This window comes from Paenibacillus sp. FSL L8-0494, assembly GCF_038003695.1.
GTDB classification, from domain to species: Bacteria; Bacillota; Bacilli; order Paenibacillales; family Paenibacillaceae; genus Paenibacillus_AQ; species Paenibacillus_AQ odorifer.
The window spans coordinates 2335229-2358526 of record NZ_JBBOPQ010000001.1 but is presented as its reverse complement, the minus strand read 5'-3'; the positions used below and the strand labels follow the sequence as shown (position 1 = coordinate 2358526).

The following is a 23298-nucleotide window of genomic DNA, read 5'->3' as shown; positions in this document are numbered from 1 at the left end:
TCCGCCCTTAACGGGTTTCGCGATGTAAGGTTACTCTCTTTAGGCGTGGACAATATTTTTTCATTTCCATACGCCCTGGATGATTTCGCTTATTCTTGGTAGTGGTATAGTTGCGATCTCCTGTCTCCGTACATGCCAAAGTAATGATTACTCTCATCGTTTCCATCTCCTTTTGGTTAAATCGTAATAATTACGATTAACACATCGTACACGGTTTATTCACAATCTGTCAACTATGATCTTGTAAAAATTTCAACTCTCTTAATTTTGTGGTCTTTCTGGTGGACAAATTACGTATAGATGGAATTATAAAAAATATGATTCTTGTAATTCCTAGAGAATCAGGCAGGAGTGGAGATCATGAAGATACCAGTAATTATTTTGAGCGGGTTTCTGGGGAGCGGGAAGACAACTCTGCTGTTGTCCCTGCTGAAAGAAAGCAAGGTAAGAGGGCTGAATCCAGGAGTAGTAATGAATGAACTGGGCAAACGGGATGTGGACGGGTATATTCTGCAGGAGCATACCGGTACAGCTGTAACTAAACTGCTGGACGGATGCGTATGTTGTAGCCGTAAAGAGGATTTGGCAGATAGCCTGATGGTGCTGCTGAGAGGACGTCCAGATGCCATTTACATGGAGTTGACCGGCGTCGCCGATCCTGAAGAAATCGCCAAAACGTTACAGGAAACCCCTCTACAGGATCTGGTGGAGCTGCACTATACCATCACTCTGTTAGATGCGGAAAATGCTCTGGAATATAACAGCAGACTCTCCTCTGACAAACAGCTCGTTCGGACCCTGCGTAAGCAGCTCTCCACAGCTGATCTTATTGTCGTTAATAAAAGCGATCTTGTAGAGCCGGAAACCTTATGGAGAATTGAAAAGGGAGTTCGTAAACAAAATACGGAGGCTGAAATTGTATACACCCATTACAGTGAAATCAACCTGTCTCCGATATTGTCAGGAATAATCCCACGTAAAATTATAGCTCCGGCTCCACAGCGAGCGCCTCAAACCTTCAAAGGAGCATCACTGAAACAAATGCATTCAGAGCATGGGGGAACCGCTGTAAAAGAGCTGCATGAGGAGCAGCACGCTTCTTTCTCGCAGGTAACAGCCATCACGTTAACCATTCCGCAGGTAAGGACAACTATGCCTTCTAAAGAACGCCTAGAGGCCTTCTTCCAAGAATGGGGTGACAATCTATTACGTGCCAAGGGGCATATTCTTTTGTCCGAACAGGAGCCGGTTCAGCTTGTTCAATATGCGGGGATGCGTACTACCTGGGAAGCCTCTCGTTATCCTGGTATGCCTTATGTGGTGTTCATCGGGATGAATATAGATGAAGAACAGCTGGCAGATCGGTGGTCCGCCTTATTCGAGTTTTGACTACCTTTTCACCATTAAAAATACTGCCGTTGCTCCTCCCGATCTCGTTCCTGATTATCATTGGCTTTGTATGGCTGCCGAATCATCTGGAACTGCTGGATAATGCATACATCGACACCTTCAAAACCGCTTTTATCGGCATATTGCTGGAAGCCTTGCCGTTTGTATTAGCAGGAGCATTGTTATCTTCACTGCTTCGCGTCTTTATCCCGGATGAAATGATTTCCCGGTGGATTCCGCGGCGACCTCTTCCGGCCATTCTGTTCGCATGTCTGCTCGGAATTATTTTTCCGGTCTGCGAATGTGGAATGATCCCGCTCGTCCGCCGACTTATCCATAAAGGTATGCCTGTTTACGTGGCTATCGTGTTTATTTTGTCCGGACCGATCCTAAATCCTGTCGTCTATGGGGCGACCATGACAGCATTTCGCAGCCACTCGGAGCTGGCCTATGCCCGTATGGGTCTGGCTTTTGTTGTAGCCTGTCTAATAGGTTTGATAATCTACGCAACGGTTAAAAAATCTTCCATCCGCCTAAATGTTCAGCGTGAAACGGGGGAAGCTCATCACAATAATTCTCGTGGGGGAAAAATAGCCGCTGTCTTCGTCCATACCTCAGATGAGTTTTTTGAGATGGGAAAATATTTAATTATCGGTTGCTTATTAACCGCTGGCATTCAGACATTTATGGTTCAAGACAGTCTGGCTGCGATCGGAGCTAAGCCGCTGGGTTCATATTTTTTCATGATGGGACTGGCATTTGTGCTCTCACTTTGTTCCACCTCAGATGCCTTTGTAGCTTCCACCTTCGTACATTCTTTTCCATCTGGTGCTCTGCTCGCTTTTATGGTATTCGGACCGATGCTGGATTTCAAAAATTCATTGATGTTGCTCTCACTGTTTAAGACCAAATTCGCTCTTTATTTGTTCTTTCTGATCTTCGCAAGCGTGTTTATTGGGGCGGTATTCATGTCCTTGTGGCTGTAATTCATAGAGGTGGTAAGCTGTTGCTTACAACATGGGTAGGAGGATAGAGCATGAATGACTCTCGAAGCATCCGGTTTCACTATTTGTTAAGGGCGGTCATTCTGCTCGCTTTCGCCCTCTATATCGGGCATCTGGTACAGCAGGACGCTTTGCATTATTATGTAGCGCCCAAGCTGGCACGCTGGGTTCAATTATGTCCAATCCCGCTGACACTTATGGCGCTCAGTCTGGCCGTACAGGCTTTATTTGGCAAGGGTAGTGTTCTCTGTGACTGCGAGCATCGGCTTCCACATTCTTTTTTCAAAAGTACAGCGCTATATGGATTATTCCTTTTTCCACTGCTGCTCGGATTTCTCCTTCCGGATCGCGCTTTGGGAAGTATGGCCGCTGCTAAAAAAGGAATCTCCCTATCCTCCTTGCCCACTGAAGCTAAAAATTCCGCGAGATTCGAGTCCATTGATCCTTACCATGAGGAGCTTACCGAGCTGGCCAAGATCCTTTATGCACAACCTGTGGTCCCAGTTTATTCAGCGATTTTCTCCGAAACCTTAGGTGCCCTTGAGATGTACAAACAACAATTTGCAGGCAAAGAAATTACTATTTCCGGCTTTTTATATCGTGATCAAGGTGAACATTCAGAGAATTCTTTTGCCATAGGTAGATTTCTGGTCCAATGCTGCACTGCCGATGCTACACCCTTTGGGATATTAGTGGATTCCGGCAAACTAAAAAGCCTGCCTACCGATACCTGGATAGAGGTCCGGGGCAAACTTCAAGTTGTTTCCTATAAAGGTCAAGAAATTATGCAAATTAGTGCTGAGTCTATTACACCTATCAAACAACCCGCAACACCTTACATTTACACCAGTCCTGACTCTATCACCGCATGGAAAGAGTTAGAAGGTTCAACTAAGATTACTAAATAATCGCATCTAGCTCATCCTCATCATTCTCAGACTTATTAGGATTAAATACTTCTACCATAATACGAGCTGGAATACAGATAATTTGCTGTTTGGGTCTTGAGATGAACCCCATTTCTAAAGCGATTCTCAAGGGAGCATCAGAATAGGTCATTTGGATTCCATAATCAAACACCTTTAGTGTATTGTGGCCGAATTTCGTTTGAATATCTATAATTTGTTCTTCTTTAGTCAAAGAAACGGTTTTGTACTCTTTACCATCCACCGTAATTATAGCTTTCAAATCCCCTTGCTGATACTGCTCATTGCTGCTGTCCCACCACTTCATGCCATAAATCAAGCCCGCAGCTAACAAGGCTATCACAATAATTAAAATATCCCCGCGCTTCATTGTTAACAAGGTAAGAGTCCTTTCATGACAAATAATATACGTAATGATTACGATTAATATCAATATATTAATCATAACCCTATTTGTCAATGATGCTCACCTAAACGAATTTGGGCAGACCATTCTCTTAATACCCGGTCGAGCTCTTTTATCGAGATGGGTTTAGAAATGAAATCCTGCATTCCAGCACTAAGACACATCATCTTATCTTCATCTCTTGCAAAAGCTGTAGCCGCAATGATAATTGGAGTCAGCCCAAGCTTCTCACGTATGATTCCCGTTGCTTCAATTCCATCCATAATAGGCATCTGAATATCCATAAATACCAGATCATAATGATTGGAAAGCACAGCCCGAACCGCTTCCTCACCATTTAAAGCGATGTCAGGAACATATCCCCTCTTTTTCAGATAAGCCTGCATAAGCTGCTGATTCACAGGATGATCTTCAGCAATAAGAATGGACATCGGTCCATACTCACCGGTAGTTAACTCTTTAACAGCAGATTTATCATTTCTGACCACATCTGTTGAGGCGTTGACGGTCACTTTCTGATCCCATTCCTCTTTGGGTAGAGAGACCTCCACTGTAAAATAAAACTCCGAGCCTTCATCCTCACAGCTATTGACACCGATAGATCCGCCAAGAAGCTCGGCCAGCTTTTTACTTATGGCAAGTCCAAGCCCAGTTCCACCATATTTACGATTGATCGACGGATGCAATTGCGAGAAGGATTGAAATAATAAACCTTGGCTGGAAACTGGAATCCCCAATCCTGTATCTTTTACGATAAATTTCACGATAAGATTTCCGGATGCCTCTGAAGCTTCTAACATAACAGAGATACTGATTTCACCTGTCTCCGTAAATTTCACTGCGTTCCCAACCAGATTTACGAGAATTTGACGCAATCTCGCCCCATCAGTCATGATGACGGCTGGAAGCTCAGGAGATAACTCGCTAGTAAGTAAAAGTCCTTTCTCCTTAACCTTCGGATAAAACAGTTCACAAACGTTCTGTATCACTTCATGCAAATCCACCATTTGCAGTTCAAGCGTCATCATGCCTGCTTCAATTTTGCTGAAATCCAGCACTTCATTCAGAATGTGAAGCAATGCCTCACCGCTTTTGTTAATGATCTGTGTGTAGTAGCTTTGCTCTTCATCCAGCTCCGTCCCAGATAAAAGATCAGCCATCCCAATAATGCCGTTCATAGGCGTGCGCAGCTCATGGCTCATGATCGCTAGGAACTCCGATTTTGCCCGGTCCGCTTCCTCGGCAGACTCCTTCGCCCGCACAATCTCCTTCTCCTCCGTAATGTCTCGAAAGACGACAACCGCCCCAATCCGTTCATCACCATCAAACAGTGGGGTCATTCGATATCTGACTAAAAAGCTTGAACCATCCTGCCTCCAAAACACACCCTCCCTATCTTCAATAGTGAGATTACTGGAGCGTGAAGGAAGCAGCGTCTTCTGAATTCCTGTAAAAGACTCGTTATCCAGCCAGGTTTGGTGAATCGCATGAAATTTGCTGTTTCCCCACTCAGTAGGATCGAATCCCAACATAGTAATGGCTGCTGGATTAATGAACATCGTGTTGCCTTCAAGGTTCATCCCAAATATGCCTTCAGAGACCGAATTCAAGATCAGCGCATACTCGTTACTTAATTTCTGTATTTCTTCAAAATGACGCGTACGTTCCCCAATGTCGCGGGTTACACAGACAAGCTCCTGATTCCCGCAGGTCTCAGAGTAAATATACCGCAGTGTCGTTTCTGTCCAAATAAAGGTTCCGTCTTTGCAAAAAAACCGGAGAATAACAGGCTCAAGCTTCTTCCCTTCCATACAATTACTGAGATATGAAGTTAATTTGATTCTGTCCTCCGGATGTATGTAATCAATCCCTCTAGTTCCGCACATTTCTTCTGGTGCATAGCCAAACATAGTCTGGCAGATGGGTGAGGCATACAGATAGGTAAAGCTCCCGTCCGCTGCATTACGTGAAATGAAGTCCATAGAATTTTCTGAGATCAGACGATAGTTCTGCTCACTTTCCCGCAGTTGTTCTTCCATTCGTTGACGTTCGGTCACATTCTGGGCTATCCCGCTGATCTGCAGCAGTCTTCCTTCTTCATCTGTAATCACTTCCCAGTGCACATCCAGAAACTTCAGCTCTCCATCCGCACTATGAATACGGACCGTTGCTTCGCCATTAGTCCCATTCTCCATGGATTGATGTACTAACTGTTCAAGTCTGATGAAATCGTCAGGATCAATGCAAGCAAAAACACGTCTGTAATCAAAATAAGAATGATTGCTCTCATCTTCCAAAAAGCCAAAAATATTACGCATCTCTCTGGAAACCGTCAGCCGTGATTTTGTCATATCCCATTCCCAGGATCCCATCTTCGCAAGGTGTTGAGCTTTAGCCAGCATATCCTCGTATTTCTTGCGCTGAGTAATATCGCGACCAATGGTTAATATCTGTTTAATGTTCCCCTGCTCATCACGTACCACTTGGGAAGAACTCTCGATCCACAAATAATGTCCATCTTTATGACGGGCTCTACGAGTAAATACGTCCGTATCCGAATATAGCTTGCCTTGTTCAATCATCTCAAGAGCATCATCTACGTGATAATACTCGGGTCTTTTGGTACCTATCATTTCTTGTGCAGAATAACCTAACAGCAGCTCCACTGAGGGAGATACGTAGTGCAGTGTTCCGTCAGGATCGCCAAAAGAAATCATATCCGGTGTATTTTGCGTGATCAAATTATATAAATGCTCATCTTCCTGAATCTTCTGTTCAGCAAGTTTTCGGTCAGTGATATCCGTTAACTCAGAAATCAGGACATAGGGTTCACTGGAATTCTCCTGATAGATTAAAAATATATGTTGGGCTACCCAGATGATTTCGCCATCCTTACGCAAAAACCGCCGTTCTTTCTCCAATGCAGTCCCAGGCTCAGCTAGCAGATCGTTCAGGATAACGGAATGATCGTTATTAGTTTTATCTTCCGGATACACAAGATCCAGATAATTTATATTCAAAAGATCTTCTTCTGCATAACCAAACATTTGGCATAGCGCAGGATTCGATTGTAATAACGTCCCATCCTTCGGAGAGACTACCGCAATCCCGATAGAAGACCGTAAGTATAGCTGCTTAAAAAGAAAATCAGACACCTGTAAGCCTCCTCTTTTGAAAATGGGGGACTATATTAACAAACTTGTAATAATTTCAGTATACCTTTTTTTCGGTAAATAAGCTTGATAGTTGAGTCCTAAATGATAGACTGGTAAATTTCGCAGTAAAACTGCGCAAAAATAAACAGCAAGTCTCCCTTTGAAAAGGAAACTTGCCGTGTGTGCATGTTACAACTCTAAAGTCCTATTCTATTATCAAATTTTCCAGCTGAAGCTTCTTAATTTTCTTACGGATAGGTGCACCAATAATTAAAAAAACAAGACCTAACAAAATCAACATTCCGCCCATTATTACGTTTACCATACTGAGATTCTGTGATGAAAAAGAATAATTTATTACACCAATCATCACATTAAATAGACCTAAAATCAACTCTAGCCACATTACAGATTTCCATAACCTGTTGATTCGCTTATAGTGTTTTATTCTGGATTCCAGATCTGTGTAAATATCAAACGGACCTTCTACTGACTTCTTTCTAAGATAAACCCAGCGCATGTAAGTGCTAACACAATCTATACCGTTTTCCTCTAAAAACTTGAGATATTTGATGCTATCCGGATGATCAGGCATGTTATCTAAAAGCTCAATTCTATACGTGTACTCATTATTGGGGGTCTCTGTAAACACATATTTGCACCAAGATAATTCTGATAGAGCCATCCCCTTCGCAGACATTTCATTAAGCCACTTTTCTTCCTTCTCATAATCCCAAATCAGCTTGCGAACCACATGTTTCATTTGGACTCACCTCCAGCTATTCTCTTCCCATTCGCTATCAATTCTTCCAGACGGATAATCTCTCCCTGAATCACTGACTTTCCTAAGTCGGTAATTTCGTATTCTTTTCGACGGGAACCTTGCTCCCCTTCCACTGCTTTTATCCAGCCTTTTTCCAGTAAAGTGTTAAGTGCTCCGTATAAAGTGCCCGCGCCCAGATCAACCCGACCGTTACTTAAGTCCTTCACATTCTGCATAATTGCGTATCCGTGCATTGCTGTATATAGAGACAATAAGATATAAAATACAGCTTCAGTTAATGCGCCTCTTTCAGTGCTTTCAGGCATCATTTCATCTCCAATCTATTACTGTTGTCGATATATCGGCTTCCGTAATACCATTATTACGGAAGCCGATATAATTGTCAATACAAAAACACCCATTTTTTTCAATCGCAGCGATTATGAGCGCAACAAAAAAACCGCCCAGCACTTAGCTAAGGACGGATTTTGGGGCGATGCTATTTGACGGATGGATGGTCTCCGCATGAATGCTGCTGATTAGATGGACGCTGTTTATTTGCACGAAAACTAATTTATTTGCATGCAAGACTGATTCATCTACTTGACTGCCGCTCATCTGGATGACCGCTACTCAGCAGCTAGATACTCCCACCGTGCCAACTATTCCTTCCTCATTATGATGTATGAGACTGAGATGCCGCTATTTCTGAAAAATAGCGAGTTTCAGCTTACATTCGGACTCAGATGCAGTATTCGTCTCCAAACACTCGCTTTTCACACGATTCCTTAGCAATAAGAGCTATGCAGTCCGAAACCCCTGTAAAATGTGCCAAATATCAATAATAACGACCATACGGTCCGTTAGTTTAACACCGTTCACCTAGGTTCCGTTTATGGACCTAAAGAACACCATGCGCTCTGGCGGTGACTGTATTTAGAGATAGTTTCGTTAATTTGTTTGAGAACGCTGAGATTCATCAGTTGGATGCTATTGATCTACATGACTGCTGCTCAGCTACATAATTGCTAATTTAGCTATATGATAATTGCAAATAAAAAAGCCCCCAAATCACCATAGGAGCGAATTTAGGGGCTTTCTATTAAGCTATGATGCGGTCAAGAGGACTCGAACCTCCACGATATTGCTACCACTGGCACCTGAAGCCAGCGCGTCTGCCAATTCCGCCATGACCGCGTATTATGTAACTGGCGACCAAAACCGCCTGTACATAATACTATACTCCCTTTGCATATAAAACGCAAGGTTTTTGTATTATTGAATTGGGCTATATATAGACCTCATAGGCACAACCAATCAATATTATTCAGTTTATATATTTCTATTATAAGATCTCATATGGTACAACATAGATAAAGTATGGCGTTATGACGGAGATGTCTGAATAATCTATCAATAGAAAGGATGAATACTTATGAACCAGCAGTGGAATACCCAAACCTATGATACTGATATGGCCTTTGTGTCTCAGTTTGGAGAGTCTTTGATTGAGCTGCTTCGCCCACAGCCTGGCGAACAGATTATCGATTGGGGCTGTGGAACCGGAGATTTGGCGGCAGCCATTGCTGCTAGAGGCGCCACTGTGACAGGTATTGATGCCTCTGCCGAAATGATTCAGACAGCCCGTGACAAACATCCCCATCTAAGCTTTGTCTTAGCTGATGGGCAAACTTATGTCGCGGAACAGCCAGTCGATGCTGTGTTCAGCAACGCTGCCCTTCACTGGCTAACAGACGCAAACGGAGCGGCGGCGTCCATCGTTGCCAGCTTGCGGGTAGGCGGCCGTTTCGTGGCCGAGTTCGGTGGACTGGGCAATATTGCTTCCATCGTCGCTACACTTCCACAAGCTTTTGCAGCCATTGGCTGTAGTCATAAGCTGCATTTGCCCTGGTACTTCCCCAGCATTGGCGAGTACGCAACTCTACTAAAGAAGCACGGACTGACCGTGGACCTCGCTCTTTGTTTTGACCGACCAACACCACTGGAAGGCTTGGAGCAAGGATTTCAGCGGTGGTTGAATACTTTTGCCGATGGAATCTTAAGTGTGCTCACACCCATTGAACGCGCAGAAGTTCTCTCTTCTATGGAACAGAAACTGAAACCCACGCTATATCAGGACGGCCGCTGGGTAATGGACTATCGCAGAATCCGGGTTGTTGCTTACAAACGAAGCTAATATAGATGAGAATTACTGCCCATGTTCAATAATCAAAAAAAGAGTGCACTGGCGCTTAGTACGCGTTAGTACACTCTTTTTACACGGGATCCTATTTTCTATCTCCAACGTACCGATCACTGCCAGCACCAAGTCCGACAACCATCAACAGCACACTTGCACCCAGCAGTAAAATCAATGGCACCGTCCAGCTGTTCGTTACATCATGCAGCCAGCCGAATAATGCCGGTCCCATTGCTGCCAGTACATAACCCACAGATTGGGCCATTCCTGACAGCTCCGCCGCTTCTTGCGTACTTCTTGTTCTTAGACTGAAGAACATCATCGCAAGACCGAAGGCAAATCCTCCGGCAATACCAAAGCATATCGCCCAGACAGCCATTAAAGCGCCGCTGCCTTGCCAGATGCCACCTAATGCGATGAAATAAAGAACAGCAGTGATTATAACTAGAATACGTTGGTTCTTCATCCGGCCTGCCCACAGCGGTACGAAGAAAGTAAAGGGTAGCTGTGCCAATTGCATGAGCGAGAGAAACCAACCCGCATTACTCGACGACATTCCCCGTTCACCAAGGAGAACCGAAAACCAGGCAATAAAGACGTAATAAAGCAGTGACTGTAAGCCCATAAAGATCGTGACTTTCCAAGCAAGAGATGAACGCCACATATTTTTGCTTGAGGCTGCACTCTTAGAGCCGGTTCCTTGATTAAGCTTACGCATTTGCGGAATCCAGAACACTGTTGCTAGAGCTGCGATCATAAACCAGATGGCCAAGGTCCCTCTCCAACCGAATCCAGCATTCGTTGCCAGCGGTACACTAATTCCTGAGGCAATAGCTGCGCATAAATTCATAGAAACCGTGTAGATACCTGTCATTAGCCCGATTTTGTGAGGAAACTTCCCCTTAATAAGACCTGGAAGCAGTACATTACACACGGCAATAGATAATCCAAGTATAGCAGTACCTGTGAACAACAGACCTGCTCCAGATCCCGAGCGAATTAGAATTCCCATAGCAAGCATGACCATGGCAACTAATAACACATTAGCCAAACCAAAACGGCGGGCCAGCTTTGGAGCAAACGGGGACAAGATGGCAAAAGCTAATAATGGTAAAGTAGTAATAGCTCCTGCTAGAGTATTGGATAAGCCGAGGTCATCCTGAATCAATTGTATTAATGGACCCACAGAAGTAAATGGAGCCCGCAGCGCTGCAGCGATAAAAATAATTCCCAGCACAAGCAGCCAGCGATCATATTTGCTATCCATTAAGCTATTATTCTGAATCTGTCCTTCGCGTTGTGATGCTTTCATCGTGTATCCTCCTAAATTACAAACAAATAACCCCGCCAAGCAGAAAGCTTGTCAAGGATTTGAAATATTTTAAACACTATGAACCATCATCTACTATTCTATTAGAAGTTACAACCCTTAAGTAATTTTATACCCGAATTATTGACAAAACCGCTGGCCATCTTTAGTATCCATATCATCGGGTAGTTGAGAATCAATTTCATTTGAACTCATATTTAAACCACAGAAAAGAGTGAACAGAATGCTTCGAAGGTTTTTTTCCTACTATCGTCCGTATAGAAAACTATTTATATTGGATTTCTCCTGCGCTGTTTTTGCGGGACTGCTAGAACTGGCTTTTCCGGTAGCCGTCAATAAATTTATTGATGATTTGCTTCCTGGTCAAGATTGGCCGCTTATTCTTATCGCTTGTGTTGCGCTGCTGGCGATCTACGCCTTAAATACGGTGATGCAGTATATTGTCACCTACTGGGGTCACATGCTGGGCATAAATATCGAAACTGATATGCGCAAAAAAATGTTTGACCATATTCAGAAACTCTCGTTCCGATTCTTTGATAATAATAAAACAGGCCATCTAATCGGACGAATCACCAATGACTTAAATGATATCGGCGAAGTTGCGCATCACGGTCCTGAGGATGTATTTATTGCAATCATGACCCTTGTCGGAGCCTTTCTCCTAATGGCTGATATTAATCTGAAGCTGGCGATCATTACTTTTATTATCGTTCCAATTATGGCTTGGGTAATCATCTACTTCGGGCGCAATATGACTTCCACTTATCGTCAGCTATTTGGAAATGTAGGCAGTTTCAATGCCCGTATCGAAGACAATGTCGGTGGGATTCGGGTCGTGCAATCTTTTGCCAATGAGCAGCATGAACAAGAACTATTCGCAGTAGATAATCAAATGTTCCGCAAAACAAAACTTCTGGCTTATAAAATCATGGCTAGAAGCTTGTCCGTCAGCTATATGATGACCCGCCTCATTACCATCCTGGTGATGATCTGCGGCGCATGGTTCTTCATCAATGGCGAGCTGCAAATCGGTGAATTTGTGGCGTTTATCTTGTTGTCGAATATCTTCTTCCGCCCTATCGAGAAAATCAATGCAGTGATCGAAAGTTATCCTAAAGGAATTGCCGGTTTCAGACGTTATCTGGAGATCATTGACACGGAACCTGACATCAGTGACAAACCGGATGCCGTGGAGATCAACGCTTTGCGCGGTGACATTACATTCCAGGATGTATCTTTTGGATACGAAGAGAATCGTCCGGTTCTGCAAAATATAAGCCTTAACGTAAAGGCTGGCGAAACCATTGCCTTTGTTGGGCCGTCCGGCGCAGGCAAAACAACAATCTGCAGCCTGCTTCCGCGCTTCTATGATGTCACAGCCGGGGCCATCACGATTGATGGCATCGATATCCGTGACATGAAGCTGGAATCGCTGCGCAAACAAATCGGGATCGTGCAGCAGGATGTTTTCCTGTTCTCCGGGACAATTCGCGAGAATATCGCCTATGGGAAACTGGATGCAAAGCTGCCTGAAATCTGGGAAGCTGCGCGACGTGCTCATCTGGAGGAGCTCATTCAGAATCTGCCAGATGGAATGGAGACAGTCATCGGGGAGCGCGGTGTGAAATTGTCCGGTGGACAAAAGCAGCGCCTGGCTATCGCTCGCATGTTCCTCAAGAATCCGCCGATTCTGATTCTGGATGAAGCTACTTCCGCGCTGGACACAGAGACCGAAGCCGCGATTCAGCAATCCCTGGCTGATCTGTCCGTAGGCAGAACCACACTCGTCATCGCTCACCGTTTGACGACGATCAAAAATGCCGACCGGATTATGGTCGTGAATGAAGAAGGAATCGCTGAACAAGGCAGACATGAGGAATTAGTCCATGCTGGTGGAATTTACAGCCGTCTGCATCAGGCGCAATATAACTTTTAAAAAGTAATTTGCCACAGCTGGGCAAAAATGAAGCAAGCCTAGTCACCATGTTTTTGGCGACTAGGCTTGCTTTTTCGCGTAACTCCTCTATTTGCAGCAAACGTGATGCTTGATTAAGGAATTCCTCCCTGATTTTCTTTGGTTTATTGCTCTAATCCTTGCAATCAGGGAAAACCTCCCGCAGATTCACCCCAATTTGCTCATAATAGTGGAATTCAGGCGATATTTAGGGAGGATTTCCCTGAAAAGCTAAGTAACCAGCATAAATCAGCTATTTTCAGGGAGGTTTTGCCTAAAAATTTAAAAACAGCACAATTAAAGCTCAGTTCCCCTACTTTCGCTATTGCGGCTCTGTTCCCCATACCAGCACTCCGTTCCGATAAAGGGTCACCTTGTTCCAATCCGCATAAGCGGTCTGAAGTGAATTAAACGAATAATCATTGGCCTCGTTAAAATTGCTCCAATCTGTCTTGTGTATCCGGGTCTGAATATCCCCGGAAGCACCTCCAGCTGCAAGCATGCCCGCACCTGCGTTGAATTGTACTTCCAAGTAGTAATCTGCTCCCGTTCGAGGCGTGTCCAGCTTTACAAAACTGCCTGCTACCTTGCTGTTGCCGATCTGGGCATAATCGCAGAAAAAGGATTGCGGCTTGTCTCCATCGATCGTATACCAGTAACGGATGCTCAGCTCGCTAAGATCGACTGCAGTTGTGCCGTTATTTTTAATATTAAAATAGGGCTTCATCTGGTTGTCATTTGGGTTAGTATCCGCTGTCCGATACGCCACTGCAAGCCCGGTGACCGGTTCGACAGGCCCCGAGCCTTGCGGTGTAGCCATCGCTTGTACAGAATTGCTGCTCGTACCCGCACTATTGACAGCATTCACAACATAATAATAAGTCGTTCCGTTGCTAACGGCCGCATCGCTATAGCTCGTCCCGTTAGCCGTAGTCAGAGTGGTATAAGGGCCACCACTCGTAAGTGACCGTTTCACCGTATAGGAAGTTGCGCCCGCCGAGGTGCTCCAGCTAAGATTCACGAGCCCATTGCCTGCAGCTGCATTCAAGTTAACAGGAGCTGCTGGAACTACGGGAGCTGCCACTGTCTCCAATACAGACCAATAAGCTGGCTTGGACTGTAGGCGCTCATCGAACAATAAAGGCCAATTGTTACGGGCTACCGGATAGGTGCGCAGCCAAGTATTACTGTCATCCTTCCCCCAGAGAGTGACATTCGTGACCGTATCCGTGTGCCTCAGGAAGATCTCAAATAATGATTTGTATAAAGCCGCTTGGCGCTGCTTCAAATGATCAGGGAAGGTCTCATAGGCTTGAGAATTATCAGAATACACACTAATATCCAGCTCAGTAATATGAGTTTCCAGCCCTAAAGCCTTGAACTTGATAATCGAATTTTCGATTTCAGAGAGCGAAGGATAATACAAGCTGATGTGCGTTTGATGCCCTACTCCGTCAATAGGAACCCCTTTAGCCTGAAGTCGTACAATCAGATTGTATAGTGCTTGGCTTTTGGCTGGCTCATGCGTATTGTAGTCATTGATGAACAGTTTTGCGTTAGGATCAGCTTCATGAGCGAACTGGAACGCCTTCTCAATGTACTCTTCACCCGCGATCTGGTACCACAGGCTGCGGCGCATGCCATCAGATTGCGAAGTGTCAATCACTTCGTTGACGACATCCCAAGCATAGATTTCACCTTTATAACGTTCCATAACGGTCTTAATATGACTCTTCATCCGCTCATATAACACCGTTTTGGAGACCAAATTACCACTGGCGTCACGGAACACCCAATCCGGTGTCTGCGAATGCCAGACCAGGGTATGTCCACGTACCTGCTGCCCATTTGCGGTAGCAAAAGCTACTGCCGTGTCAGCGTCAGCGAAATTAAACACACCTTCCTGCGGCTCCGTGCTGTCCCATTTCAGAACATTTCCTGGCGTTACACTATCAAAATGCTTGGATAACAATTGCCGATCCGGAGCTGTCAGCAGCTCACTATTCGTAAAAGCCGAGCCGATCAGAAATTTGTTTGCAAACACATCCTTCAGCGAAGGAATCGCATCCTCGATGACAATTGGACCGAGATCCGGTAGCTTTTCCAATCGAAAATCATCCAAATAAAAAGAAGTTGTCGCGCTACCCGGCACTTCAAAATAAATAGAAAGTTGATCTGCCGGCTCCAATAGCTTGTACTGCGCCTGAAGCTTCACCCAACCGTTCGCTGTCACTGCACCAAAGGTCAAATTATCATAATGAATGGTAGAAGGTAATGTCCGCTGCAATGACATATAGATATTCGCGTTAGATGATCCGGCCGGCAGCTTCACCCATCCAATAAACACATAAGTTTGTCCCACTTCTAGCTGGCTAGTCACATCCAGTGAAGGTCCATGCCACGTTTTTGTTCGGCCGCTTACCTCCAGGCCATATGTGCCGCTGCGTGCCGCATCTGTTTTGGCCGTAAGCACCTCAACTTCCCCACGTCCACTCCAGCCCTGAACAGTACCATCTTCAAAATCGCTTTGCTGAATAAGCGTGTTCTCCGCATGTGCGGGTGCAGCCCAATACGCAGGTACAAGCAAACATAAAACCAAAACAAAATTAAGCGCTTTCAAAAAAGTTCCTTTTTTCATCGCTTCGATTCTCCCTTCTGAATTAGGTTCGAACCTTATTGCTTCGTTTCTTCCTGTCCCCGATACCGCTCGGGCCACACCACCTTCCTCATAAAAAAATCAGAGCCTATCCTCAGGAGGAACCAAGCTAGGCAGGTCATCCGTGAAGTATGGGCTCTATATCGCCATAATATCACATTTGTTTCCATTTATGGAACTAAAATTAATTATTTTCGATCTTATTTTACTTAAGCTGAACGGATCTGCGTTATCAGATCCGTTTAGCGTCGAAAAAACCCAAGAGACGACACCATTATGGTGTTGTATCTTGGGTTACATAATATGCTGGCTGAATGTACGGGATTTCTACCGTTCATTTCGCCACTTCCAGCTGGATCAGCTCATTATACGGGAGTTCTACCGTATATTTCGCCACTTTCAGCTGGATCAGCACTTTGTACGGGAATTCTACCGTTCATTTTGGCGTTTCCAGCTGGATCAGCTCATTGTACGGGAATTCTACCGTTCATTTTGGCGTTTCCAGCTGGATCAGCACTTTGTACGGGAGTTCTACCGTTCATTTCAGCGTTTCCAGCTGGATCAGCACTTTGTACGGGAGTTATACCGTACATTTCGGCATTTCCAGCTGGATCAGCTCATTGTACGGGAGTTATACCGTTCATTTCGCCACTTCCAGCTGGATCAGCTCATTGTACGGGAGTTATACCGTTCATTTCGCCACTTCCAGCTGGATCAGCGCATTGTACGGGAGTTTTACCGTTCATTTCGGCATTCCTAGTGCGTACAAGAAAATTATGCTAGTCAGCTATTGATTTTTCTTTCGTTACTATCATGATCAATAGTAAAAAAATCAAAACTAGTTGAATACCTAAATATATTATAGGGAAAAAATAGATAAGACTTATCTGATCAAAGTCAGGCTTCATATCAAAAAGCCTTAAATCAACAACCCCTGAACCCCTAGACTCTTTTCCTTGTAATTCTTTTAAATAAAATAGAATTCTCGTGCTAGGAACAATACTAATAACTAACCAAGAAATGTTGTACCTAAGCTTTTGCGTCTTTAAAGCTATCTTGCAAGACACATTCAGAAGAATTATTGGTGCTGCATACATTATAAACATTTGTTTTACTACTTCTACTTCCAACTTCCCCGTTTTCATTCCCAAAAGGTAGATAATTATTAAATGTAAGAAAATAACAATGGTAACTTGTAGGATTGCTTTCATCCTTGTGCTTCTAGATTCAGCTCAATCTATCACCTCTCACAAGTTACATTCTAATTTCAATAATTTCACAACGAAAACATAGAGATGCTGAGATAAAACAACAAATTAAAGAAGGAGCCGTGTAGTGAACACGGCTCCCTCTTCCTATAAACCGCATCAGTAGCGGCATATTTGCAAGGAGCTTAGCAATAAGCTGTCATCCTTGATTTATTTTTTCGCAATATGAACCTTCAGCTGCTTGCCCTTTACGGTGGTCTCTCTCATCGCTTGCAGCACCATTGCGCCTTTACCGTTCAAAATATCCACGTAGGTCACATTGTCCTGAATCGAGATAATCCCGATATCTTCGGCGGAAATACCTTCAAGCTTTGCTATTGTGCCGACAAAATCCACGGCTCTTAGCTTCTTTTTCTTGCCGCCGTTGAAGTATAGCTTCATAATCTCTTTGTTTAAGCTTTCGCTTTTGTCCTTTTTGCGGACAGGCTGCTTATTGATCTTCTGCTCGAACGCTTCCTTTGCGTAGGCAACTGCGTCGTCCGAAGGAGCTTTCATATGCGGAATGCTGAAGCCAATATAGCTTTCAATTTCAGTTACCCACTTCTGCTCATTCGGAGTGACAAAAGTGATCGCTTTACCCGTCTTGCCTGCACGCGCGGTTCTGCCTGTACGATGCACGTAGCTTTCTTTTTCCAGTGGAATATCGTAATTAATCACATGGGTGATATTCTCGATATCAATCCCTCTAGCCGCCACATCGGTAGCGATTAAATAGCGGAATTGCCCTCTTTTAAAAGCATTCATGACCTCAAAGCGCTCATCCTGCTCCATACCCCCATGGATCTTATCACAAGGATATTCCAGATCCGCCAGTCCTCTGAATACAGCATTCACCTGCTCCTGCGTACGGCAAAAAATAATACAGCTATCCGGATTCTCCACCGTTATGATATCGCTTAGCAAAGAGAATTTGGCAGCTTGTCTCACTTCAATCAACGCATGTTCAATCGTAGCCGTCGTAATTCCACTTGCCTGAATCTCGATATCCGTTGGATCGTTCATATATTTTCGGCACAAATTCTTAATGACTTCGGGTAAGGTAGCTGAGAATAACATGGTTACTCGTTCTTTGGGCAGCTGCTTGATGATCTTCTCGATCTGCTCAATAAAGCCCATGCTCAGCATTTCGTCAGCTTCATCGATGATCAAATATTTGATTCGATTTAGCGGAAGTGTGCCTCTTTCAATATGGTCAAATACGCGTCCAGGCGTACCTACGACAACATGTGTTTTTTGCGTAAGCTCTATCTTTTGGGGGGCAAAGGGCTGCTTGCCGAAAAGAGCAACTGCCTTAATCCGTTTAAAACGTCCGATGTTCGTAATATCCTCTTTCACCTGCATCGCAAGCTCTCGAGTTGGCGTAAGAATCAAAGCCTGCGGCTTATTCTCCACCCAATCCACCAGATCGCAAAGCGGAATACCATAAGCTCCCGTCTTGCCACTGCCTGTTTGCGATTTCACAATCAGATCCTTTTGCTGCAAAGCCACAGGAATTACCTTGCTCTGTACCTCCGTAGGTGTCATAAATTTCAGAACATCCAGTGCTTTAATTATCTCTTCGTCTAACTCATAATCTCTAAATTGCAATTCACTCATCGTTCAACCTCTTCTATGCCGATTGTTCTGGTTAAAGCGGAAACTCCGCGATCCTTCCATCTTGTGCATACTTATCATTATAACAGTTATTGGCGTCCTTGATTCCATTCCTTATAGAACTGGTCCAGAAAATTCAACATGAAATCATGCCGTTCTTCCGCTAACTTGCGTCCATAAGCCGTATTCATTAAGAATTTTAGTTTCAACAGCTTCTCATAAAAATGATTCACAGCCGTCCCCTTGCTATAATCCCTGTATTCCTTTTGCAGCGACTCCTCGCGTGGAGCCACTTCTGGATCATAAGCCGGACGTCCCTTTGCACCTGAGAAAATAAAGGTTCTGGCAATGCCAATCGCGCCAAGTGCATCTAGTCGATCTGCATCCTGCACCACTTGACCTTCCAGAGTCTGCATAGGTTCTCCTCCACCACCACTAAAGGACATCGTTTCAACGATCAGCATGATATGACGAATTTGCTCCTCCTCTGTAAGGTTTGCCGTGAGCCAAGTGTGGACTTTAAGCAGACCTGCTTCTTTTGACGGATTAAGCTTCTCGTCTGCAACATCATGCAGCAAGGCTGCCATCGTACAGATAAACACATCCGCACGCTCGATCTCAGCAATTTCACATGCCGTGCTGCGGACCCGATGGGTGTGCCACCAGTCATGACCCGTAGTATCTTGTCCCAGTTGTTCTTTAACAAATTCTTCCGCCCGGGCTATTATTAAAGGTTGATTCATCGTCAACAAGCTCCCTTCGCCTATGAAATATCGAAGCCCTATTATAGCTGATTGCCTGTCCATTCGCCTACTAAAAATCTTCGTTATAACAAATTCTTACTTGCACGACTCCAAATGATCCGCTATAATCGGCAGTAATCAAAATGTCGAAGGGAATTGATTCTGATGAACACCATAACAATCATGCTGAATCAACTTCATTATTATCACAAACAGCGTTAGCAACCCTGAATTTCTCAGGGAGGCTAACGCTACTCGCGTTGGCCTCCCTGCGGCATAGATCACGCGCAGGACCATGAGGTCCTGCGCGTTTTTTTATTCTCTAAACTATGCCAATTCAAAGGAGCTACTAATGATGCAAAACATTAAAGGAACTTATGATTACTTTGGAAAAGAGCAGGCGCTCAGAAAGAACATTCAAAATACGCTGCAGGATTTGTTCGAACTCTATGATTTTGAATCCATGGACACCACATTATTAAATGAACTGGATTTATTAACCTCGAAATATGCAGGTGGGGATGAAATTCTCAAGGAGATGTACCAACTAACCGATCAAGGCAACCGCAAGCTGGGCTTACGATATGATCTGACCATCCCTTTTGCCAAAGTGATCGCTTTAAATCCTGGAATAGAGTTTCCCTTCAAGCGTTATGAGATCGGAAAAGTATTCCGTGATGGTCCCGTGAAACGTGGGCGCCTGCGTGAATTTCTGCAATGCGATGTTGATGTCGTTGGTATTTCAGGACCTGAGGCGGAAGCTGAATTGATGCAGCTGGCCACAGAAGCTTTTCGCAAGCTGGATATCCCGATCATCCTAAAATGGAACAACAGACGTTTTCTCGGTGAGATTCTGGAATCGATTGGTGTACCTGCTGAGGACCAGTTGTCCGTTATGCTAACCTTGGATAAATTAGAAAAAACCACCCTCAGCGGCGTGAAAAATGAATTGATCAGCAAGGAAATCAAACCTACAACCATCGCTGCTATCCTAGAGCTTATCGAAACGGACAATCCAAGCTTTGAGCAGTTATGCGAAAAATATAGTCTTACCGGACAACCGGGAGCGATGGAGGTTCTTGTCCTGCAAAAGCTGCTCCAAGACATTCAGCTGCAACAGACTTGTCGTTTCGATCCTTTTTTATCCCGCGGGCTTTCTTTCTACACTGGAACCGTCTACGAGATCTTTGATGCATCCGGTTCCTTTACCTCAAGCTTGGGGGGTGGAGGCAGATATGACGCTATCATCGGACAGCTAGTGGGCAGAGAGGATATTCAATATCCTACGGTTGGCTTATCTTTTGGTATGGAGTCTATCATGGCGCTCCTTGCAGAACGTCCTATCCAAGAGCACAAGACAGCAGAGGTTATGGTCATTCCGATTGGCGAGACGCTCCCACAGGCTTTAATTGCAGCCGCCGAGCTCCGTGCCTGTTCTATCCGAACCACTCTGGTATCCGGTAAAAGAAAACTTAAAAAGCAACTCGCCACAGCCTCATCCAAAAAAATTCGTTACGTTATTCTGATCGGCGAGAGTGAATCCAGTGTGGATAAGGTGCGGCTGAAGGATATGAAGGAACAAACAGAGGTTATAGTTCCATTAGATGAAGCCATCTACCTTATTACTGGCTAAACTACTGCCTGATATTCTTTTAGAAAGATTCGCATAAAAAAAAGACCCCGCCGGCGACCGGCGGGGTAAAGTCTATATATAAGGGAGGTTATACATGTACTATAACCCTGCAAGCTTAATATTTTATGAAAAATAGATAAGGATTCCCTTAATTCATTTCAAACCCTTAGATCTTAAACTTATCTACTAACCCCTGAAGCTCTTTGGCACTTTGAGTATTTTCATCAGCCATAGTAACCTCTAGGAATGTTTTTTCCACGATATCCGCCGTTTTCACCGCGATATCCTGAATCCCTATAGCTCCTTCGTTTACTGTAGCAGCTACTTCATTAACGGCAACATTAATACTCGATATGGCCATACTCAAATGATCGGCTGCGCTCTCGAATTGTTTTAACAGCGTATTTACAGTAGCAGCATCACTGTTGTATTGCTGACTTACCTCAGTTAATCGTTCATAATCTGCTAGAACATTCTGGTCAATAAAAGAAAGTAATGCCTCAGAATTCTCCTTCATGGATTCAACAGAGGAATATACACCTGTTACCACACCTTGAATTCCAGCCGCAATCTTAGACGATTTCTCAGCCAACTTCCGAATCTCACCAGCTACAACCGCAAAACCTTTACCTGCCTCACCCGCTCTTGCCGCTTCTATAGCTGCATTCAGGGCCAGCAGATTGGTCTGACTGGCAATGGATAGAATCGTATCTGTCAGTACATTAATCTCTGCAATCGCGCTCGACTGCTCAATCGCTTTTTCCATATCGATTCGCACGGATTCATAAATTTGTTTAGCATTCGTCGTAGATTCTGTTGCCTCATCTTGGAGAGTCAGCGCCCGCTCACTAATTTGTCTAGAAACGGCAGCGCCTTCCTTCACATTATTGGTGATCCCGGATACATTGTTATCAATTTCAGTAATTGCTGCTGTCATTTCCTCTGTGGAGGCTGCGGTCTCTTCCATACCTGCCGATAGCTGCTGCGTAGTCGCTGAATTATCGTGGGCATTTTCCCGCACATCTATAGACAGCTTCTCCAGCGTTTCTGCATTTTCAAGCACTTTGGACGAGATCGTAATTAAGCTTCCAGCCATCTCACGAAGTGTAGCCCGGGTGCGGAACATCGCTTTGGCGATCGTCCCTGTCTCATCTTTGTTTTTAGTCAAATACTCATACTCTGAGTCATGCGTCAAATTCAATTCTGCCGTTTTATTAATCATGTCCGTTAGTTTAACAATCGGAGAAGAGATTTTTTTAGCAAAATAAAGAGCAATCAGCAAGGCAATAATTAAACTTCCCACACCAAGAAATAAGTTGAAATTTCTCATATCAGTGACAGGTTTCACGATTTCATCAAGGTCTGCGGTTAATACAAGCAACCAGTGCGTCTCAGGCAAAACTGTATAGGTAGATTTTTTTTCCACACCATTATATGTATTATTTAGCAGGCCATCCGCTACCTTCTCACCAGATTTCACACGCTCCATAACAGCTGCGATCTGCGTATTCTCAATAGGCTGACCAATTTGTGTTTTATCCGGATAATATAATTTATTGCCGTTCTCATCCAGTAAATAAGCGTAAGAGCTCGTCGTGTTTACCACTTTGGTATCGGCCAAATACTTAATCATACTATCTGCGGAAACAGCTGACGCAATAAATCCAATCATCTTTCCATTACTCTTTACGGGCTGTACAAAAGCCACTACATAAGCTCCTGTAGATTTTGATTTCAGCGTTTCGCTGATCACAGGCTCAGCCGTCTCCATTACTCTTTTCGTATAATCTCTTTCACTAAAATCTGTCCCTATAAGCTTAGTATCACTGTCAGCCACACTAATACCTTTCATATCACTGACAAGAATGTGCTCAAGGTTCCCTGCTTCCTCCACAATGCTTTGAAGACTGGCGTTCACCTCATTCTGAAGCTTATCACCTTTGCTAACTCCACCATTCCCAGCTTGCAGCAGTAGATCAACAATTTCCGAGCGGCTCGCAATAAGCTCTGTGCTTCTCTGCTCTTTTGCTATCATGGCTGATATGGTCTGAGCTTTGTTCGTATTGACCTGCTTCATAGAATTCTCAGTAAGATTCACAATCGCCTGAGTTGATTTCAAATACGTAAATATCCCCATTACAGAAATACATAAAAGGGTCACACCTATCATAACAAGTGATAACTTTAGGCGAATCTTCATATTCTTTTCATCCTTCCGACTCCTTGTTCATTTGCGAACAATGAAATTGTAAATAATACAATTACTATCGGGTGG

The 23298-nt window shown here is 44.2% G+C and carries 18 protein-coding genes and 1 tRNA gene; 7 read left to right on the top strand and 12 right to left on the bottom strand.

Going from position 1 to position 23298, the window contains the following annotated elements; genetic code table 11:
- Positions 1-7: 7 nt before the first annotated feature.
- On the bottom strand, positions 8-157 hold the full coding sequence (gene rpmG, locus NYE35_RS10440; RefSeq protein ID WP_076098468.1) for a 50S ribosomal protein L33: 150 nt from the start codon (positions 155-157) through the stop codon (positions 8-10).
- A 203-nt stretch (positions 158-360) separates the two neighbouring features.
- Here rpmG and NYE35_RS10435 point away from each other — a divergent pair, with 203 nt between their 5' ends.
- From NYE35_RS10435 to NYE35_RS10425, 3 genes are read left to right on the top strand one after another with little or no spacing between them, the layout of a single operon-like run.
- Positions 361-1389, top strand: coding sequence for a CobW family GTP-binding protein (locus NYE35_RS10435; protein ID WP_036679372.1), 1029 nt, complete (start codon positions 361-363; stop codon positions 1387-1389).
- A complete protein-coding gene (locus NYE35_RS10430) occupies positions 1365-2375 on the top strand; it encodes a permease (RefSeq protein ID WP_370510616.1) in 1011 nt (336 codons plus the stop codon). Before NYE35_RS10435 ends, NYE35_RS10430 begins: the two co-directional genes overlap by 25 nt.
- A 50-nt stretch (positions 2376-2425) precedes the next feature.
- Complete coding sequence (locus NYE35_RS10425) at positions 2426-3301, top strand: TIGR03943 family putative permease subunit (RefSeq protein WP_339211747.1); 876 nt, start codon at positions 2426-2428, stop codon at positions 3299-3301.
- Here the strand turns inward: NYE35_RS10425 and NYE35_RS10420 are convergent.
- The 5 genes from NYE35_RS10420 to NYE35_RS10400 all read right to left on the bottom strand — a co-directional run bounded on the left by NYE35_RS10420 (position 3294) and on the right by NYE35_RS10400 (position 8840).
- Positions 3294-3689, bottom strand: a complete 396-nt coding sequence (locus NYE35_RS10420; RefSeq protein WP_036679457.1) for a NusG domain II-containing protein — start codon at positions 3687-3689, stop codon at positions 3294-3296. The two genes, NYE35_RS10425 and NYE35_RS10420, sit on opposite strands and share 8 nt — an antisense overlap.
- An 86-nt stretch (positions 3690-3775) precedes the next feature.
- Entirely contained in the window at positions 3776-6880 is a 3105-nt protein-coding gene (locus NYE35_RS10415; protein WP_341120906.1) for a PAS domain S-box protein, read from the bottom strand.
- A gap of 205 nt (positions 6881-7085) precedes the next feature.
- Positions 7086-7643: a DUF2812 domain-containing protein gene (locus tag NYE35_RS10410; protein WP_076098471.1), complete on the bottom strand. Its 558-nt coding sequence runs from the start codon at positions 7641-7643 to the stop codon at positions 7086-7088.
- Entirely contained in the window at positions 7640-7969 is a 330-nt protein-coding gene (locus tag NYE35_RS10405) for a PadR family transcriptional regulator (RefSeq protein ID WP_036679357.1), read from the bottom strand. The genes NYE35_RS10410 and NYE35_RS10405 overlap by 4 nt, the downstream gene beginning before the upstream one ends.
- A 787-nt stretch (positions 7970-8756) precedes the next feature.
- Positions 8757-8840: transfer RNA gene (locus NYE35_RS10400), tRNA-Leu, on the bottom strand.
- A gap of 238 nt (positions 8841-9078) precedes the next feature.
- On the opposite strand from NYE35_RS10400, the gene NYE35_RS10395 reads away from it, so the two are divergent.
- A complete protein-coding gene (locus NYE35_RS10395; protein ID WP_076098472.1) occupies positions 9079-9840 on the top strand; it encodes a methyltransferase domain-containing protein in 762 nt (253 codons plus the stop codon).
- A 91-nt stretch (positions 9841-9931) separates the two neighbouring features.
- Here the strand turns inward: NYE35_RS10395 and NYE35_RS10390 are convergent, their stop codons facing one another.
- A complete protein-coding gene (locus NYE35_RS10390) occupies positions 9932-11110 on the bottom strand; it encodes a CynX/NimT family MFS transporter (protein ID WP_244886503.1) in 1179 nt (392 codons plus the stop codon).
- A 286-nt stretch (positions 11111-11396) separates the two neighbouring features.
- On the opposite strand from NYE35_RS10390, the gene NYE35_RS10385 reads away from it, so the two are divergent.
- Positions 11397-13112, top strand: a complete 1716-nt coding sequence (locus tag NYE35_RS10385) for an ABC transporter ATP-binding protein (RefSeq protein ID WP_036679350.1) — start codon at positions 11397-11399, stop codon at positions 13110-13112.
- Between the two features lie 340 nt (positions 13113-13452).
- Here NYE35_RS10385 and NYE35_RS10380 read toward each other — a convergent pair whose 3' ends face one another.
- Entirely contained in the window at positions 13453-15768 is a 2316-nt protein-coding gene (locus tag NYE35_RS10380) for an endo-1,4-beta-xylanase (protein WP_341120900.1), read from the bottom strand.
- 142 nt (positions 15769-15910) lie between these two features.
- Here NYE35_RS10380 and NYE35_RS10375 point away from each other — a divergent pair, with 142 nt between their 5' ends.
- Positions 15911-16546, top strand: a complete 636-nt coding sequence (locus NYE35_RS10375) for a hypothetical protein (RefSeq protein ID WP_341120897.1) — start codon at positions 15911-15913, stop codon at positions 16544-16546.
- Positions 16547-16565: 19 nt separating this feature from the next.
- Here NYE35_RS10375 and NYE35_RS10370 read toward each other — a convergent pair whose 3' ends face one another.
- The 3 genes from NYE35_RS10370 to NYE35_RS10360 form a co-directional block, all read right to left on the bottom strand.
- Complete coding sequence (locus NYE35_RS10370; RefSeq protein WP_341120896.1) at positions 16566-16997, bottom strand: hypothetical protein; 432 nt, start codon at positions 16995-16997, stop codon at positions 16566-16568.
- Positions 16998-17204: 207 nt separating this feature from the next.
- Entirely contained in the window at positions 17205-18650 is a 1446-nt protein-coding gene (locus NYE35_RS10365; RefSeq protein WP_036679344.1) for a DEAD/DEAH box helicase, read from the bottom strand.
- An 86-nt stretch (positions 18651-18736) separates the two neighbouring features.
- Positions 18737-19390: an HD domain-containing protein gene (locus NYE35_RS10360; RefSeq protein WP_036679342.1), complete on the bottom strand. Its 654-nt coding sequence runs from the start codon at positions 19388-19390 to the stop codon at positions 18737-18739.
- A gap of 352 nt (positions 19391-19742) precedes the next feature.
- Between NYE35_RS10360 and NYE35_RS10355 the strand changes: the two genes are divergently transcribed.
- On the top strand, positions 19743-21023 hold the full coding sequence (locus tag NYE35_RS10355) for a histidine--tRNA ligase (protein WP_305953602.1): 1281 nt from the start codon (positions 19743-19745) through the stop codon (positions 21021-21023).
- Between the two features lie 166 nt (positions 21024-21189).
- Here the strand turns inward: NYE35_RS10355 and NYE35_RS10350 are convergent, their stop codons facing one another.
- Positions 21190-23223: a methyl-accepting chemotaxis protein gene (locus NYE35_RS10350; protein WP_038569767.1), complete on the bottom strand. Its 2034-nt coding sequence runs from the start codon at positions 23221-23223 to the stop codon at positions 21190-21192.
- Between the last annotated feature and the right edge of the window lie 75 nt (positions 23224-23298).